The 16540-nt window shown below is 41.7% G+C and carries 12 protein-coding genes; all 12 read right to left on the bottom strand.

Annotation, left to right across the window (positions count from 1 at the left end; genetic code table 11):
• Positions 1-335: 335 nt before the first annotated feature.
• Positions 336-1436: a stage V sporulation protein E gene (spoVE, locus tag AB685_RS11735; RefSeq protein ID WP_047970777.1), complete on the bottom strand. Its 1101-nt coding sequence runs from the start codon at positions 1434-1436 to the stop codon at positions 336-338.
• 150 nt (positions 1437-1586) lie between these two features.
• Positions 1587-2936 (bottom strand): UDP-N-acetylmuramoyl-L-alanine--D-glutamate ligase, encoded by a 1350-nt coding sequence (gene murD / locus AB685_RS11730; protein WP_047970776.1) that lies wholly within the window; start codon positions 2934-2936, stop codon positions 1587-1589.
• A gap of 1 nt (position 2937) precedes the next feature.
• A complete protein-coding gene (mraY, locus tag AB685_RS11725) occupies positions 2938-3912 on the bottom strand; it encodes a phospho-N-acetylmuramoyl-pentapeptide-transferase (RefSeq protein WP_047970775.1) in 975 nt (324 codons plus the stop codon).
• A gap of 318 nt (positions 3913-4230) precedes the next feature.
• Positions 4231-5700: a UDP-N-acetylmuramoyl-L-alanyl-D-glutamate--2,6-diaminopimelate ligase gene (locus AB685_RS11720; RefSeq protein ID WP_047970774.1), complete on the bottom strand. Its 1470-nt coding sequence runs from the start codon at positions 5698-5700 to the stop codon at positions 4231-4233.
• 196 nt (positions 5701-5896) lie between these two features.
• Positions 5897-7834 carry a stage V sporulation protein D gene (locus AB685_RS11715; RefSeq protein WP_047970773.1) on the bottom strand — a complete coding sequence of 646 codons (1938 nt, stop codon included), beginning with the start codon at positions 7832-7834 and terminating at the stop codon, positions 5897-5899.
• 977 nt (positions 7835-8811) lie between these two features.
• Positions 8812-10983, bottom strand: coding sequence for a penicillin-binding protein (locus AB685_RS11705; RefSeq protein WP_241773281.1), 2172 nt, complete (start codon positions 10981-10983; stop codon positions 8812-8814).
• Between the two features lie 38 nt (positions 10984-11021).
• Positions 11022-11381 (bottom strand): cell division protein FtsL, encoded by a 360-nt coding sequence (gene ftsL, locus AB685_RS11700; protein WP_047970770.1) that lies wholly within the window; start codon positions 11379-11381, stop codon positions 11022-11024.
• A 64-nt stretch (positions 11382-11445) separates the two neighbouring features.
• Complete coding sequence (gene rsmH, locus AB685_RS11695) at positions 11446-12384, bottom strand: 16S rRNA (cytosine(1402)-N(4))-methyltransferase RsmH (RefSeq protein ID WP_047970769.1); 939 nt, start codon at positions 12382-12384, stop codon at positions 11446-11448.
• A 130-nt stretch (positions 12385-12514) separates the two neighbouring features.
• Positions 12515-12946 carry a division/cell wall cluster transcriptional repressor MraZ gene (gene mraZ / locus AB685_RS11690; protein ID WP_047970768.1) on the bottom strand — a complete coding sequence of 144 codons (432 nt, stop codon included), beginning with the start codon at positions 12944-12946 and terminating at the stop codon, positions 12515-12517.
• A 300-nt stretch (positions 12947-13246) separates the two neighbouring features.
• Positions 13247-14875, bottom strand: coding sequence for a bacillithiol biosynthesis cysteine-adding enzyme BshC (gene bshC / locus AB685_RS11685; RefSeq protein ID WP_047970767.1), 1629 nt, complete (start codon positions 14873-14875; stop codon positions 13247-13249).
• A gap of 84 nt (positions 14876-14959) precedes the next feature.
• Positions 14960-15349, bottom strand: coding sequence for a DUF3397 domain-containing protein (locus AB685_RS11680; RefSeq protein WP_047970766.1), 390 nt, complete (start codon positions 15347-15349; stop codon positions 14960-14962).
• A gap of 70 nt (positions 15350-15419) precedes the next feature.
• The gene (locus AB685_RS11675; RefSeq protein ID WP_047970765.1) at positions 15420-16346 is read right to left on the bottom strand and encodes a 2-dehydropantoate 2-reductase; all 927 of its coding nucleotides are present in this window, start codon (positions 16344-16346) and stop codon (positions 15420-15422) included.
• Positions 16347-16540: the final 194 nt, after the last annotated feature.

Raw genomic sequence — 16540 nt, 5'->3', positions numbered from 1 at the left:
TATGCAAAGCAAATTGTAACGGTACATCAGCCTATCACACCATGAAGTCGGTTCATGACAATTATGTAATTTATAAAAAGGACTATATTTAATTACCCTATTATACCTAGATCCTAAACCTGTTTTTGTCATTATGCATATTTTCTTCTATTGAAAATTTCTGTTATAAAAAGCTATGTGCCAAATAATTATCGCACAGTACTTTAATAGTATATCCCTTGTTAAAGATGTGCAACGAATATTAGTTATTGTAATGAAATTTTTATTTTTTGTCATATAATGTCCCATAATGTAATAGAAAACCGACCCCGGATACCGGAATCGGCTTTACTCATCTAATATTTCGCATATCTACTTATATTCAGCAGAATACCAACAGCAAGCAACATCAGTGTCAATGATGACCCACCGTAACTAAGAAAAGGAAGAGTTATGCCCGTAACAGGCATAAGTCCAGTTACCACCCCAACGTTGATGATAACCTGAATAGCAATCATTGCGATTATTCCAACTGCCAAAAAGCTTCCATACAGGTCCGGTGCACCAAGGGCAATCCGAATCCCTCGCCATAGCAGGAGTGCAAAAAGAAGGACGACAAATGAACCCCCGATAAAGCCGAGTTCCTCCGCCAGGATGGCAAAAATGAAGTCAGTCTGCGGCTCTGGTAAATAGAAGAATTTCTGTCTGCTTTGCCCCAACCCAAGACCAAGTAGTCCACCGGGGCCTATAGCATACAAGGATTGAATGATCTGAAATCCACTTCCTAAAGGATCTTCCCAAGGATTTAAAAATGAGGTGATCCGCTTGATTCGATACGGTGCGGATAACACAAGAGCAACGAAGCCTGCTACTCCTACTAGTCCAAGTCCCACAAAATGACTGATTCTTGCACCAGCAACATAAATCATGACAATACAAGTACCGACCATAACTGTTCCCGTTCCAAGGTCGGGTTGCAACATGATCATCCCGAATGCCAAAAATACAAGCGAGAGGCTTGGCACCAAGCCTTTTTTAAATGAAGTGATCTTTTTCTGATTTTCACTAAGATATTTGGCAAGAAAAGCAATCATCGCTATTTTCATAAATTCCGAAGGTTGAACAGAAAAGGCTCCTACCCCAATCCAGCTTCGTGAGCCATTTCGTTCCATTCCCACTCCGGGAATCAATACAATGACAAGAAGAAAAAAGCAAACAAGAATAATTAGCTTTGCCCAGGTTCTCCATGTCCAATAGTCGACATTCATGATCATGAACATCGCCACTACTCCTAATCCGGCAAAAAGCAACTGCCTTTTGGCAAAGAAGAAAGTGTCCTGGAACTTGTAATCGGCCCAAACCGCACTCGCACTGTACACCATGATAAGCCCGACCGCGAGCAGGGTCAGGGTGGTTAAGATCAAGATTATGTCCGGAGTCGATCGCTTATTTGCCAACGTGGAACACCTCAACTACTAAAATTAGGGCAATAGATGTGCACTTATAGCTACATCCGAAGTGTTAGCCAAAAAAGGCTCTGTCCGTATGCTTACCCCTTAAAGGAGAAAGCTATCAGAACAAAGCCTCTTGAATATGTGGCCAAGCCCTTACTTAAGCTTATGCACGGCGTCTATAAAAATGTCTCCACGTTGCTCAAATGTTTTATATTGATCCCAGCTCGCACAAGCAGGTGACAATAGGATAACATCTCCGTTTTCTGACATTTCATAAGCCACCGGAACGGCTTTTTCCACATTATCGACATGTTTAATTTGTTTTATTCCAGCTAAAGCAGCTGTTCTCTTTAATTTTTCCGCAGTTTCACCAAAAGTGATCAATACTTTGACATTTGCAAGGTATGGTAGTAGGTCATCGAATTCATTACCTCGATCAAGCCCTCCCGCAAGAAGGATGACATTTTCTTCAAAAGCTGAAAGTGCTTTTTGTGTTGCCAGTATATTGGTTGCTTTTGAATCATTGTAAAAACGCCGGCCTTCCAAAAGGTCAATGAACTGCAACCTGTGTTTTACACCAGAAAAGCTTGAAAGCACTTTTTTGATGGCTTCATTGCTTGTGCCAATGAGCTTTACAGCAGCTACAGCAGCGAGAATGTTCTCCAGATTATGTTTTCCCGGAAGCACAATATCCTCGATGGACATCACTTTCTCGTCTTTAAAGCAGACGAACCCCTCTTCCAGATACGCGCCATCCACTTTTGAAGTGGTGGAAAATGGTACAAGGACCGGACTAATCCCTTCAGCCAGCTTCATTACCACAGAATCATCTGCATTCACAACTGCAAAATCCTCACTCGTTTGATTCATGAAAATTCTTGCTTTCGCTTTTGCGTACTCATCCAACGTCCCGTGATAATCCAAATGCGCCTCAAAAATGTTTAACAGAATGGAAATTTTAGGTCGGAATGATTCAATCCCCATCAATTGAAAGGATGATAGTTCTGTAACCATTACGTTCGCATCCGATGCTTCCTGTGCCACTTCTACTGAGACCTTACCGATATTACCGGCAATAAGTGGGCCTTTTTCATCAGCAACAAGCATTTCATCAATCAGCGTAGTGGTGGTCGTTTTTCCATTTGATCCGGTAATCCCGATAAAAGGAGCCTCGCTGATCTGATAGGCAAGTTCCACTTCCGTTAATACGGATATCTCTTTTTGCAAAGCCAACTCCACTAATGGGTTGCTATATGGAATACCAGGGTTTTTAAAAACAACATCGATCCTTTGGTCAAATATGTTGGTCGGGTGACCCCCACATACAACTTCCATTCCTTTGGATTGAAGGTACTGAGCCTGCTCATTTCCTTCCAATGGACTTCTGTCGTTCACAATTACATTTGCACCTAATTTATGTAATAGATCTGCTGTTGCCGTCCCACTTTTGGCTAATCCAAGTACCAGTACATTTTTTCCTTGGTAATGGTTGATTTGTCTCATATTAGATCCACACCTCTAAATAGATTCCAAGCATTGCACATAATAAGCCGACCGTCCAGAAAGTTACGACAACACGCCACTCCGACCAACCAACAAGTTCATAGTGGTGGTGAAGAGGACTCATTTTGAATACCCTTCTTCCTGTCGCTTTGAAGGAGATGACCTGAATGATAACGGAAAGTGTTTCAATAACGAAGACACCACCGATAATGATTAGAATGATTTCCAATTTCAACAGAACTGCTACGGTTGCAATTGCACCACCAAGCGCCAAGGAACCTGTATCTCCCATAAACACTTTTGCAGGATGTGCATTGAACACCAGAAATCCTAAAAGAGAACCAACAACCGCTACAGCAAAGATGGAAACTTCAAATTGTGATTGGAACCATGCCAGGACCGCAAACGCACCGAATGCAACTGCCGCTGTACCTGATACCAAGCCATCCAAGCCATCCGTCAGGTTAACGGCATTAGAGAAACCAACCAACCAGAAGATTATAAAAAGAACATAGAAGAATCCCAATTCGATAGAAATGTTTGTTCCCGGAATACTTACCGCTGTGGAAAATTCGAATTGAACAAAGACAAAATAGAAGACTACTGCAATCACAATTTGCCCGATCAATTTCTGCAAGGACGTCAACCCTAGGTTCCTTTTTAAAACAACCTTGATGAAATCATCCAAAAATCCAAGCAGACCATAACCAACCATAACGAATAATAGCAGATAGGTTTCGACAGTAGCCTCAGCAAACTGTCCAGTAATGACAAGTGTTGTGACCGTTACGGAAAGTAGAATCATAATTCCACCCATAGTCGGGGTACCTGTTTTCTTTTGATGGGACTGTGGCCCTTCTTCCCTGATACTCTGACCGAACTTCAGTCTACGCAGGAAGGGAATAAAAATTGGTGATAATAATACGGTAAATAAAAAAGACATAACGATAGCAAATAAAACAACCTGTTGTTCCATCGTTATTCCCTCCTCTCTTGTTTTCATGATTAGAGGTATTATCACAAACCAAACATGAACTTCTAATACATCGAAGTCCCTGATGTTGGAGAATGATAATACCTTGGCTTTAGGTTTTGGATTTCCTTTGTTTTTTTGAAAAATAAAAAGATATACCAAAAGTAAATTTTATCGGTTTTTCCCTCACATGAAAATACTTTTTTTCATCTTTTCCGTTTTTCTTTTGAAAACCAAACTATTTTATTAATTTTTACTCATAATTTGGGATATCGGGTGTCAATGGAAATAGTTAAATATATTGATTCACACCTTAACAGTCTATGAGCTTATTTTTGATTGTATGGCCTCCAAAGCTATTTTTCTGTCATCAAATTCAAGCACCCTGTCGCCGATGACCTGGTAGGTTTCATGACCCTTTCCTGCGATCAGCACGACATCGCCCTCTTTTGCAAGATCTATCGCCTTGAAAATGGCCTTCCTCCGATCTTCCACAATTTCGTATGTGCGATTAAGAACACCGGATTTCATGTCGTTGAAGATTTGTACCGGATCTTCCGAGCGTGGGTTATCGGAGGTGAAAATCGCTTTGTTGGCATAATTCACTGCAACAGCCGCCATCAATGGACGTTTCGCCCGATCCCTGTCTCCACCGCAGCCGATGATACAATATATTTGATTCTGTGAAAGTTGTTTTGTCGTCTTCAAAACATTTTCCAGACTGTCGGGAGTATGGGCATAATCCACAATAACGGTAAAGTCCTGGCCCCCTTCAATCGCTTCAAATCTTCCCGGGACACCTGTCATCCGCTCGACCACCGGAATAATGGTTTCCATTGGAATATCCGACACATAACTGGCGCTGATGGCAGCAAGAACATTGTACACACTGAATTGCCCCACCATCTTCAATTTAATTGGAATCGACTTGTTATCATACACTAAATCAAAGGAAGTTCCTTTTGCGCTAGTTACCACATTCTTTGCCATTATATCGCTTTTTTGGTATATGCCATACGTAATAACCTGCGCTGCGGTTGTACGCCTGAAAAAATCGCTAGAAGCATCATCAGCGTTCAACACTGCGTATTTCGGTTTGGAAAGGTTATAGGAGTTTCCTAAAGAAGAGAATAGTAATGACTTGGCAAACTGGTATTCTTCCATTGTTTTATGATAATCCAAATGGTCCTGGGAAAGGTTGGTGAATACTGCTACATCAAAGTCACATCCAAATACCCTTCCCATATGGAGAGCGTGGGAGGAGACTTCCATCACCACTGTGTCCACCTTGCTTTCCACCATTTGGTGAAAAGATTCCTGGAGCGTCAATGCATCAGGAGTTGTATTTTTGACAGGATAAGTCGTATTTCCAATTTTCATATAGATTGTGCCAATCATTCCCGTCTTTTGTTGATGGTTTTGGAAAATGGATTCTATGATGTGAGTTGTAGTCGTTTTGCCATTTGTTCCCGTGACACCAATTAAATGAAGTTTATGGGTGGGCTGCTTGTAGAAGACATCCGCAAGAATCGCCATCGCCCTCATTGTATCCGGTACCACAATTACCGGTACTGGGAGGTCCATCAGCTTTTCAGAAATGATCGCCACGGCACCATTGGCAACAGCTTCTTTGGCAAATTGATGCCCATCTACCGTGTACCCTTTGATACAAAAAAATAAACTCCCTTCGATGACCTTACGGGAATCCATGACAATCGAAGATATTTCAGGATCATACTCAGAGGATATTTCGTATCGATGAAGATTCTGTATAAGTTGCTGAAGTTTCATGTAAATCAAACCCCTTTTGCATACTTGAAGACCTAAACGCATTTTTAAACAATAGACTAACCACTATCACCATTCTATCCTATTTAGGGAAATTAAACCAAACAGACACGAGAAAAGATGCACTCTCAGCATATTCAAAGCAGTTCCCTGAAGAAGAATAGTATTTATATCCTCTTCAGGTAAACAGCCTTGATGGTCACTCTTCACCCGAACCGCTTTTACCTGCCATATACACTCTGACAGTGGACCCCTCCTCCACTTTAGTACCGGGGGCAGGCGCCTGCTGTACCACTGTATCCCCTTCTCCACTAATATCAAGCTTAAGGGTTACCAGCTGTTGAAGCAGTTCTTTTCTTGTCATCCCTTTTAGATCCGGAACTTCTACAAGCGGTACATCCGGCCACTGCAGTTCTTTCTCGATTTGGCCTTTTCTCTTTTCTACACCGAGTGCATTTAGGCTATCCTCCATTATATTCCCAACGATTGGAGCTGCTACAACACCACCGAATTGAACTGTTCCTTTAGGATTATCAACTGCCAGATAGACGACTAGTTGAGGGTCGTCCGCAGGCGCAACCCCTATAAAGGAAACGATGTGGTTGTTTTCCATGTAACGGCCATCCTTGACTTTTTGTGCTGTTCCTGTTTTCCCACCAACTCTATAGCCATCCACAAAGGCATTTCTTCCTGTCCCTTGAGCGACGACACTTTCCAATGCATATCGCACTTGGGCCGATGTTTCTTCTGAGATCACTCTTCTTTTCTCGACAGGAGTCTTTCTTGAAACGACCTCCCCAGTAACCGGATCCACGAATTCTTTTGCAATATATGGGGTGTACAGAATCCCTCCATTCACCGCTGCCGCTACCGCCGCCACCTGTTGAATGGGAGTGACAGATACACCTTGACCGAATGCGGTCGTAGCCAATTCCACCGGACCGACCCGCTCAGGTTTAAATAGAATCCCTTTCCCTTCTCCAGCAAGGTCGATTCCCGTTTTTTCACCAAAACCAAATGATTTAATATAGTCAAAAAGAGTATCAGTACCTAATCGTTGACCAAGCTCCACAAAGCCCGGGTTACAAGAGTTCTGCACTACTTCAAGGAAAGTCTGATGACCATGCCCCCCTTTTTTCCAACAACGAAGTCTTGCCCCATCGACCATTGCAGCTCCACTGTCATTAAAGGTGTCCTTCGTCAAATTAACCTTGTTTTCCTCCAATGCGGCTGCAAGTGTAATAATCTTAAAAGTGGAACCCGGCTCATACGTACTCCATACAGGCAAATTTCGGTTATATATTTCAGGTGCTACATCCTGGAATTGGGCAGGGTCAAAATCGGGTCTGCTGGACATAGCCAATATTTCGCCCGTTTTCGGGTCCATCGCTATTGCAATAATCCCATCCGGATTGTACAACTCCTGAGCCAGGTCCAGCTCTCTTTCCATGATGGTCTGGACTTTTGAGTCAATGGTCAATTTCAGATCGAGCCCATCCTGAGGAGCCTCATAATCATCCGGAATATCAGGCATCCTCCTTCCTTTTGCATCTGAATAGAACTGCACGTATCCCTTTTCCCCTTTTAACTGTTCGTCATAATAGAGTTCGAGCCCCATTAACCCCTGATTATCAATCCCTGCAAATCCGAGTACATGGGAAAGGTAACTTCCGAATGGATAGTGACGTTTGGAATCCTCAGCAATATAGACACCTTTAAGTCCGAGTGCCCTTATCTCCTTCGCTTTTTCATGGGAGATTTTCCTCCCTTCCGGATTGATCCTTTCCATGGAAGAACTCTTAGTTACCAGCTTGTACACCTTCTCCTTCGACATATTGAGGACAGCAGCCAGTTTTTCTGCCGTTTCATTCGGATCTTTTATTTGTCTCGGAACAACAAGGACTGTAGGCGCACTCATATTGGTGGCAAGTGGCACCCCATTTCGGTCAAGTATTTCGCCCCGTTCTGGCTCAAATGGTATGTTCCTGCTCCAAGAATCTTTGGCACGATCTGTCAGCATATTCCCCAGCGCAATTTGAACGTATCCCAAGCGCAAATCTATGATGCTAAATAGTAGAATCCCAACAATAAGTACTATGGTCAATCTTCTCCGAACCGTCACATGAGACACCCGCATATCATATGAACCCCCTTTAATATTCGTAGTAATATATGCTTGTACGAAAGGGGTTAGAACTTTCATGGTGTTCAATGATTGTGGGGTATAAGAATCTCTGGCAAAAACCGCCCGGTTCTTTTATATCTTAAAAACTTTAGTTGACTGGTTAATCGCCGCTGTTCCTTTCCGCAAATGGCTGCGCTTTCCGCGGGGCGACCTTGAGCCTCCTCGGCAAGCCTGCGGGGTCTCAACATTGCCGCTACTCCCCCGCAGGAGTCTACGCCATTTGCTCCAATCCACAGCTAGAATTCTTTAGTAAGATCGGTTGATTACTATTTCAGACCCTTTACTAAGAAGGGGTTTTCGTTATTCTATCGGTGAATGAAACCACCTTGTTGATTGGAGTGGAAGGCGCGCAGACTCCCGCGGGAGGAAGAGACAGGTAAGACCCCTGAAGCGTTGTGAGGAGGGTTACGGACCGCCCGCAGGAAAGCGAAGCGCCTGGAACGGAAATCAGCAGCTTAGCAAAACGCCAAATATTTATACTTACTTATCTTTTTTCAATATGGCTCTTTTCTCAAAGATTGTTGCTATTCGCTTGTAAAAAGTCGGCAATTGGACTTTTTACCGTGTATCTACTTTCAAAATATCATGCAATCTCTCCGAATAACCAGGAAAAGAGCACGACAGCAACAGATATAACGGTCGTTGTAAAAATACGAAATAGCAACAAAGTTTACGAAAACAGCCTTTCTCAAAGATTGTTGCTAGTCACTAATAAAAAGTCGGCAATTGGACTTTTTACAGCTTATTTACTTTAAAATAGGCATGTAGGTTATTCTGTACGCCGGGAAAAGAGCACGACAGTAAGGAATATAACGGTTGATTGAAAAATACGAAATAGCAACAATGTTTACGAAAACAGCCTTCAATATAGAAAAAACTGCATCGTTGTTGGGTTAAGATAACCCAACAACGATGCAGTTCATATCGAATCAACCATCTTCTTCTGTTTCTTCCTCAGGAGCAGTTTCTTCTGTTTGCGGTAAAGGACGATTAGATCCCAATTCCACAACCAGACTGTTCCCTTTTTCCACCGGTGTTCCCGGCATGATGTTCTGTTTTTGCACATAACCATTGCCTGTTATTTCTGTATCAAGTCCTAGAAGGTTGGCAATTTTTCTGACATCTCTCAGACTCCATCCTGTCATATCAGGAAGCGGTGGTGATTCTTCGGTCAACAGAATCACCTTTTCCCCTTTTATCACTTCACGTCCGGCTTTTGGTGTCTGTTTCAATATTTTGTTACCTTCCCCTACCAACACATAATCGGGAGCCTGAGTCCCTGTGGAAATATCCTGAACAGACTTTCCTACAAGGTTCGGCACCTTTACCCCGACATCTTTCTTCTTAGGGGCCGTTTGTTTTTTTCCATCAGGCTGGATGCTTAAATATTGCAGACTCCGTCGCATGACTGAATTAAACACCCCAGACACCGGCCCTGCACCATTTTCATGCTGGGCAATTTTCGGTTTTTCAACAGCCACATACATTAACAGCTCTGGGTCATCTGCCGGAGCCATTCCGGTAATGGAATAGATGTATTCGCCATGTCCAGATAAATAGCCGCCAGGACCCGGTATTTGTGCTGTCCCTGTTTTGGCAGCTACACTATAACCCTCAATACTATACGGACGTCCTGTGCCATTTTCCGAGCTTACCACCGATTCCAGTATGTCCAGTACTTTTTCAGCTGTATTTTCGGAAATAGGCTTTCCTTTCTGCTTCGGTTTGTTCTCCAGAACCACTTCATTTGTGTTCGGATCAACTATTTTATCAATAACGTATGGTTGCATCATCTTTCCACCATTTGCAACTGCAGTTGCAGCCTGTATCTGCTGAATTGGAGTAAAAGCAGATCCCTGTCCAAATGCTGTAGAAATTCGGTCACGATAGTAATGGAAGTTGATATTACTAGTCGTCTCATCAGGTAGATCAATACCGGTTGGCTTATCCATGCCAAATGCCTGAATATATTCCAATAATATGTCAGTCCCCATTTTATCCGCCAGCAAGGCAAATGCAACATTTGATGAGCGTTGCACACCTTCATCAAAACTTATGGAACCCCATCCGGATCTATTATGGTCATAAACCGGAACAGGGTCGTTTGGCAATGAGTAGGAACCAGATTGATACATTTCAGAACCGTTATAAACTCCTTCTTCAATGGCTGCAGCCAAAGAGAAGATTTTCATGGTCGATCCAGGTTCATATCTGTACGAAATTGCATCATTGTTCCAATTATCCGTCAACCCTTCCCTTGTGTTCAGATCGAAGGTTGGTCTTGATCCCATCGCTAGTATTTGTCCTGTTTTCGGATCAGCTACAATCGCAATGATTCTTTCCGGTTTATATTCCTTTGCTACTTCGCTCATCGCTTCTTCCAAAAAAGTCTGGATGGTTTTATCCAATGTGAGATGCACATTTTTCCCATTGATTGCAGGGACATAGGAGACATCTGAATTCATCGAAAGCTTTATTCCTTTATTATCGGTTTTTACAGCCAATGAACCATCCTGCTCTTTCAATTCTTCCTCGAGCATTTTCTCAAGCCCTGTAACCCCGCTTACTGCACCATCATCATTTGCCCTCGCAAACCCGACAACGTGACTGGAGAATTTTCCATTAAAATAAAAGCGCTTGGCACCTTCAACAAACCCGATACCCGGCAATTTCATATCTTCAATCTCCTGTTTGACAGATAAAGGGAGATCTCTTCCTATTACTCCGAATTCGACTTGTTTACTGTTTCGCATTAACCTTTCAAGTATCTCCCCCTGATCGGCCTCTAGGACCTCTGCTAATTTCGCAGCTGTCTCTTCGGGATTGATTACATGACGAGGTTTTTCTTCATTTGTAGTCAACGACTCGTCCAATACAGCCACGAGGTTGAAAGAAGGAGTATCTTCCGCAATCGGATCACCACTTCTGTCAAAAATGGCTCCACGTGTTGCACTGATTGTCTTGTTTACATTGTATCTCTCACTTGCCTCTGCGGAAAGGTTATGCCCGTGTGCCTCTCCTGTCGCTTGAAGGTAGAAAAACCGTCCAATTAATAGAAAAAAGAGCAACGCAAAAAATCCCAGTAAAATTGCGGCTCCCAAGTGAATTCTCTTTTTTTGAACGATGTTGTGTGTATTCATCAGTTCCCTACGTTCTTCACATTATTTTCGTTTAATGTAAGACCAAGGTTTTTTGCTTTTTCCAAGATGACTTCATAGCTGCTTTCTTCTGCAACACGAAGCTCCAGTTCACGGTTTTTCTTTAATTGAGATTCCACAGAACCTTCAAGCGATTGAATTTCACTGTTCACATGATAAATACTCACATGACTTGATACAACATGGATGGACCCAAACGCGAGCATTCCGATGAACATGCAGCCAAGCACTTTTTCCCCAAGCGTAATTTTGGCACGCTTTTTAACAACCAATTGTCTTTTTGGTGACTGCTGAACTCGCTCTTCATGTTGCCGCTGGATTTTATGAGCTAGATTACTCATTTCCTTTCCCCCTAGTCTACATTTTTTTCTTTTGGCTTTTTTCTTTGAGAAAAGTGCCTATCTATTAGTCTTTCGCTTTTTCCGCAATTCTCAGTTTTGCCGATCTCGCACGATTGTTCGCTTCCAACTCATCTTCACTTGGCAAAATCGGTTTGCGAGTGATGAGCTTAAGTGTCGGTTCAAATTCCTCAGGGATTATCGGTAGTCCCGGTGGTAATTGAGGCAGCTGACTCTTCTCTTTGAAGGCTACCTTACACATTCTGTCTTCAAGTGAATGGAAAGTGATAACACAAACCCTTCCCCCCGGCCTTAAAACATCAATGGCTTGGTGAATTGCATCTTCGAATACTCCCAGTTCATCATTGACCGCAATTCGAATTGCCTGGAATACACGTTTTGCAGGATGTCCACCTGTTCTTCTAGCAGGAGCCGGTATTCCGTCTTTAATGATCTCCACCAGTTCAAGAGTCGTCTCAATCGGCTTTGTTTTTCGGTATTCTTCGATTTTTCTCGCAATTTGCTTGGAAAACTTCTCTTCTCCATATTGGAAAAAAATGCGTACCAGCTTCTCGTATGGCCACTCATTGACAACGTCATAAGCACTAAACGGACTGTCCGTATCCATTCTCATATCAAGCGGTGCTTCATGGTGATAGCTGAACCCTCTTTCCGGAGTATCCAGTTGAGGGGATGATACACCAAGATCAAACAACACTCCATCCACCTTAGTGATTCCTTGGTCGTACAATTTTTCTTTTAAGTGTTTAAAGTTGCTCTTAATGAAAATGACCCGGTCCAGATAGTTATGTAACACACTTTTTGCATGTTCTAAGGCATGGTCATCCTGGTCAAAAGCTATCAGTCTTCCTTTTTCGGATAGCTGTTTCACAATCTCGGAGCTATGTCCTGCGCCTCCAAGGGTGCAATCCACATAAGTTCCGTCTTCCTTGATTTGAAGGCCATTTACTGCTTCGTTTAATAATACGGTAACGTGGTGAAACATTACCCACCGCCTTTCTAGCTCTGAGCTGTTTTCATCTCGGATGCTGCGTTATTCTTTTCTCTCGGTATTTTCTCACCGACCATTATGTTTTATCCAGGCTGTTGCTAGTATTCGTTGTAATGAATCCCTTTTATAAGTCAAAATCCACTAGGTTTTCTGCAATCTCTGCGAAGGAGTCTTCTGAATCTTCCACAAATGAGTTCCAGTTTTCCTTGCTCCAGATTTCTATTCGATTAGATACTCCGATCACGACACAATCCTTTTCAAGCTGTGCATATTGAACAAGGGGTGTAGCGATATTCACACGACCCTGTTTATCCAACTCACATTCTGAAGCTCCTGAAAAGAAGAAACGTGTAAATGCGCGGGCATCCTTTTTAGTAAGTGGCAATTGTTTCAGTTTATCTTCAACTGTATTCCATTCAGAGAGAGGATAGCCAAAAAGGCATTTATCGAGGCCTCTGGTCAGAACAAAGGTTTCACCTAAATGATCACGGAACTTAGCAGGCACAATCATACGCCCTTTTGTATCAATTGTATGATTATATTCCCCCATGAACATTCGGATTTCCCACCTTTCTTCTACTTTCCCCCACAATCCCCCACTTATCTCCACTTACTTTATTGTACTATTCTCTTCCCTAAAAGAAAATCCTTTAAGCCTACTTTTTTTTCGTTTTTCATCTTTTTACAACATTTTTTGACAAAAGGACGAATTTAGTTCAAACTTGACCGTTTTTCGCCCAGTGCAAACACATTTACCTAGCATTCTTCATCGTTTGTATGATTACGACTCCCTTTTTTTGAAGTGATGTCAGAAAAAAGATAAATAAAAAACAGCGGGAAAAGCCCCACTGTTTTGTTAAATTCTTATTATTTTATGTTTTCCGTTGTGTTCCAATGGAAGCTTGCAAAGTCTTTGTATGAAATCCAAACCATATTTATTAAGGAAGTAGCATATATTCCATACCCGCTCCTGTGGCATACCCTTCGGTAACAAAGCAAGTTCTACCCGTTCATATTTATTCATCATATTTTCATGCTTTTCATATGAAGATCGTTCTATTAATCGATGGATATAGGAAAACTGTTGATCAATCAGGAACCAATTCTTTTCAAATGCAGGCTTTAAATGAGGCAATGTTTCTTCCCCCACCTTACGGAATTTCCCATGGACTTCCTCATATTGTTCCCGAAAAGATGCCAGGGTCCCTTCCAACGATTCAAGTTCCTGTTTATATAGCCATGCTTTCCGTTTTTCTTCCAACCCGTTTTCCAGAACATCCTGAATAGGTATATCCAATTCCTTCATCGAGCTATCAATATGCCGTTCCAATAAAGTCAAAGATATCCTTGGTACAACCGGTGGCATTTCAAGTTCCACTGAGCTGAAACATCGTCCCAATTCCGCCCAATAACTAATTTCCCCGGGTCCGCCAATAAAGGCCAGAGTAGGGAATAGAAACTCTTGCATCAATGGTCTCGTTACGACGTTATTGGAGAAGTCACCTGGTACTTCTTCCGCTAGCTGTTCCAGCTGTTCCATTGTGAACTGCCGATTAGTATCTTTTGTGATGGCCTTCTGTATTTGAGCATCCCAGTACAAGAGTTCCCGGTCCCCATGGTGGTGATGAAAAAGGTTCATGGATTCTTTAACCACATCCAACATCGTAGGGAATTCCAAATTATTCAGTTCATTTTGTGTTCGGAGGATTCCATCGCTGATTTTTGCATGACTCTGTAATAATTTCTGCAGATAAGGAGTTTCCAATTTTCTTAAGGATAGATCGGAGGCATTAACCAATACAAGTCCGGTTCCTTCGAAGAGACGTGTGAGCATGTTTGCAAAAACATCCACAAATGTGGAAGATGACTGAATATCACTCTCCAGATCGTTTTGGAGATCGGTCGTAAACGATGTCTCGCCAAATGAGTTTATAATCTCCAACATCCAGGATTTCATTTTTCCTTTATCAATTTCCAGATCAGATACCATTTTCTTGCCGGCTTGCTTCATATGGAACACGTGTTTCTCAATGCCATTCCCATTTGGCAAGTTCACATGATTTATTTCTTGATAATCATGATCCTCTCCCGCAATCCAAAACACCGGAATGACAGGCACTCCCAATTTTGATTCTTGTTCTTTTGCAAGCTTGATGATACTCACTATTTTGGAAATTGTATAGATCGGTCCGGTTAACAACCCTGCTTGTTGCCCTCCGATTACTACAAGGGCTTCTTTATCATTCAATTTTTCAATATTATGTAGTGTATGTCGATCGGCATTATATCTTTGGTTAAATTCCAAAAGATGTGCCGAAAGTTCTTTCCTCCTGAAGCTTCTAAATTCCAACTTCCTCTTTCTTTCAGCAAACGCATCCTGTGAAAATGGATTATATGTAAAAAATGGGAGAATACTCTCCTTTTGGGCTAGATATGCGGATGAGAATTTATTGATAGTAGGGAGCATTAATTCTACTACATTCATAAAGTACTTCCTTTCTGACTAGTTCATATATGTTGATATCTTCATGAGTATAGCATTGATTTCCATCGTTTCAAAAAATATTGCTTATGCAAATGATTCATAGACTCTTTTCACTACTCCTAAGATTGTCAGACAGAAATATGTAAAGGAAAAGAGCAGAAAATTACATCGCCAAAAGCCTTTGAGCACTTTACCAAAATGAATTTCTTCTTTAATCTTATAATTTAGCAGCACCATTAGAGTCGCAATTCCCAACAGGACAGTGAATATCACCCATAATAGAGATTGATCCCAAATGATGATGATCAGAAAATGAACTGCTGAAATAAAGAAAAAAGTGGAGATGTCGATGGCAACATGGAACGACCTTTTATTATTTTTTGTTATGAACCTCGCAATAATGTAGAACATGATCAGTGCTAAAATGGGGACGGTGACGATTGTGGCGAGCGTACCTACGAAAAATCCGGTCATTCTCATCTACCTCTCTCACATACCTGATTATTTTTAATTCAACCTCCATGAAAACAGATGTTTGTTCTGTTTAACTACTGTAGATTTCCATTCCAGGGTTAGCATTTTTTTGAAGCCCTTTAACAGCTTGATAAATAAATTCTGTTACAGGGACTGTTTTTCCTCTCTGGTTAGCCATTTTTCTTATATAGCCCAATATTGCTTCTATTTCCGTCTGTCTACCTTCTTTAATATCCCTCTCCATGGAAGACCAGTTATCTGCAGTTTTCTCACAAATAGTGCAAATATGCTCCCACATCTCGTCCCTTTCTTTCTCCTCTATAAGAAAGCTGATCTCTTCATATAAAATTCCCATCGTTTTTTTATAGTACGGATTTGTCAAAAGAGCACCGTTTCTTACGTGGTAGATGGCAGTAAGCGGATTGATAACAGCATTTACCAGCAACTTCTCTGTCATCATGGATTGATGGTCATGGCAGACTTCTACTGGAAAACTGTCCCCAAGAAGCTCCATCCATCCTTCTATGAAAGCTGAAGGATGTTCCTCAATAGGTTTTTGGTAGCCTGCTATTTTCGTCCTCCCTTTGCCGGTCCAATTTATACTGTGATCGTTGATTTTTTTTACACCATGCTCCACTACCCCCAATAGAATCCAAGGGCCGGTGATTTTTTCAAGCATCTCTAAATGAGACATTCCATTTTGGAGAAAGAGGACAGATTGATCTTTCGTGCATTTTTCCAGTAAAGGTAGGATGGTAGGAAGGGCATACTGTTTGACTGCGACCACAATAATGTCTTCATTCGGCAGGGTATCATTATTCCATTGTTGTACGTTGATGTTCCTTTTTTCCTTCTCATGAGACATGTTAATTCCATCTCTGTTCAGCTGTTGTAACTGTTCTTTCCTTTTCACGTATAGAGTGACAGGAAACGCCTTGGATAAGTGGAAAGCATATAATAAACCGATTGCGCCTCCACCGATAATTCCAACTTTCATTCGAACCCCTTCTTTATACCTATTTTTTCTTATTGTACCAATTATTGCGTTATTGTTGTACTACTGATTTTGTGATAGTTGAGAAACAGATTTAAAAAAATGATAAACAACCACACATGATATAAAAAAACTGGGCAAAAACCGGAGGCCACTGAAAAAGTAATTAATTCTAGTCTTTGGTTAAACATCGCTGA

The organism is Bacillus sp. LL01, from assembly GCF_001037965.1.
This window is presented reverse-complemented; position numbering and strand designations above follow the sequence as displayed.